Source organism: Streptomyces sp. CNS606, from assembly GCF_000426325.1.
In genome coordinates, this window is record NZ_AUFD01000058.1 from 1 (window position 1) to 2,564 (window position 2,564).

Annotated in this window: 1 protein-coding gene; it reads left to right on the forward strand. The window is 73.3% G+C overall.

Annotation, left to right across the window (positions count from 1 at the left end):
- Positions 1-2,564: non-ribosomal peptide synthetase (locus K304_RS0120540; RefSeq protein WP_027765258.1), on the forward strand; the 2,564-nt coding region annotated here is incomplete at both ends.

Below are 2,564 nucleotides of genomic sequence, written 5' to 3' on the forward strand. Positions count from 1 at the left end.
GTCGAAGACCTCAACCCGGCCCGCACCCTCACCCACCACCCCCTCTTCCAGACCATGCTCGTCCTCCAGAACAACGCCACCACCGACATCGACCTCCCAGGACTGGACGCCGACTCCGCACCCGTGCCCGTCTCCACCGCGAAGTTCGACCTGTCCTTCCTGCTCACCGAGACCCGTGGCGAGGACGGTTCGCCGGGCGGGGTCGACGGAGTGCTGGAGTACGCCACCGCCCTGTTCGACGCGGAGACCGTGGACCGCACGGCTCAGCGGTTCGTCCGCCTTCTCACGCAGGTGGTCGCCGACCCGGATCTGCGGGTGGGGTCCGTCGCCGTCCTGGAGGAGGCCGAGCACCGCGCGCTGCTGACCGAGGCTGCGGGGGCGGCGACCCCGTACCCCGCGGACCGCTGCCTGCACGAGCTGTTCGAGGAGCGGGCGGCCGCCGCCCCGGACGCCCCGGCGCTGTTCTTCGCGGACCGTACGGTGACCTTCGGGGACCTGGACGCGTCCGCGAACCGGCTCGCCCGGCTGCTTCTCCGCCGAGGGGTGCGGCGCGGCGACCGCGTCGGGGTGCTGCTGCCGCGAGGCCCGGAGTTCGTCACTGCACTCCTGGCCGCGCTCAAGGCCGGAGCGGCCTACGTGCCGCTCGACCCCGAGCACCCGGCCGAGCGCACCCGCACCGTGCTGTCGGAGGCCGGTGTCCGTGCCGTCGTCTCCGACGAGGCGCTGAGCACACGCATTCCCGAGGGCCCGGACGTGGTCCGCGTCGACCGGGACGTGGAGGCGCTGCACGCGGAGGACGGCCGGAAGCCCGCCGTGACGGTCTCGGCCGACGACGTGGCGTGCGTGCTCTACACCTCGGGGTCGACGGGCCGGCCCAAGGGTGTGGCGACACCCCACCGGGCGACGGTCCGCACCTTCTTCGGGCAGGGCTACGTGGCCTTCGGCCCGGGCGAGGTGTCCCTGCAGTGCGCCCCGGTGTCGTGGGACGGACTCACGCTGGAACTGTGGCCGTCGCTGCTGCACGGCGGGGCGTGCGTGCTCGCACCGGGACAGACGCCGGAACCGCTGTCGATCGCGGACCTCGTGCGGAGGCACGCGGTCACCACGATGTGGTTGTCCGCCGGGCTGTTCGCCGTGATGGCGGACGACCACCCGGAGGTCTTCGACACGCTGCGCCAGGTGATGACCGGCGGCGAGGCCCCCTCGGTCGCCCACGTCCACGCGGTGCAGCGCGGGCATGCCGGGCTGCGGCTGGTGCACGGCTACGGGCCGGTGGAGAGCATGGTGTTCGCCACCACGCACCCGGTGTCGCCCGCCGACGCCGATCGGGCGGTGCTGCCCATCGGACGGCCCCTCGCCAACACCCAGGTCCACCTGCTCGACGAGGCCGGGGCACCCGTGCCGCACGGCGTCGTGGGCGAACTGTACGTGGCGGGCGACGGCCTGGCGCACGGCTACCTGCGGCGCCCTGCGGCGACCGCGGAGCGGTTCGTCGCCTGCCCGTTCGGACCGCCCGGGGCACGGATGTACCGCACCGGGGATCTCGCACGCCGCAGGGCCGACGGCGAACTCGAGTTCGTCGGCCGGGCGGACGACCAGGTCAAGATCCGCGGCTTCCGGGTCGAGCTCGGCGAGGTGGAAGCCACCGTGACGGCTCACCCGGACGTCGAGAAGGCGCTCGTGACCGTACGGGAGGACCAGGCCGGCCAGCGTCACCTCGTCGCCTACCTGGTGGGGTCGCCCGATGTCGCGGAACTGCACGCCCACGCCCGGGCGAAACTTCCGGACTCCATGGTGCCGTCGGTGTTCGTTCCGCTGGAGGCGCTGCCGCTGACCCCGAACGGCAAGGTGGACCGTCGCGCCCTGCCGGAGCCCGAGTTCCGCGGGAGTGCTCCGTACCGGGCACCTCGGACCGCGCACCAGGAGATTCTCTGCGGCGTGTTCGCCGAGCTGCTCGGCCGGGACGTCGTGGGCGTCGACGACGACTTCTTCCGGATCGGCGGCCACTCGCTGCTGGCCGCACGCCTGTCGGCGCGGGTCCGGGGCGTCCTCGGTGTGGAGCTGTCGATCCGCGACGTGTTCCGTTGCCCCACGGTGGCGGGTCTCGCCGGACTGATCGGGTCGGCGGAGGCCGCCCGGCCGGCGTTGCAGCGGGTCGACCGGCCGACGACACTGCCGGCGTCACCCGCTCAGCGACGTCTGTGGTTCCTCGACCTCACCCGGATCACCGGCTCCGCCTATCACGTGGCGCACACGTTGCGGCTGGCGGGAGACCTGGACCGGGTCGCGCTGGCGGCGGCCCTGACCGACCTGGTGGGCCGTCACGAAGCGCTGCGCACGGTGTTCTCCGAGGAGGACGGGCGCGTGCACCAGCACGTGCTGCCTGCTCCCGACGCGGTGGAGCTCCCCTTCGGCACGCCGGACGCCGAGGACGTGGACGGGGCGGTCCGCACGGAGGCGGCGCGTCCGTTCGATCTGTCGTCGGAGGTTCCGTTCCGTGCCCGGCTGTTCCGTTCGGCGCCGGACGAGCATGTGCTGCTGCTGGTGCTGCACCACATCGCCGG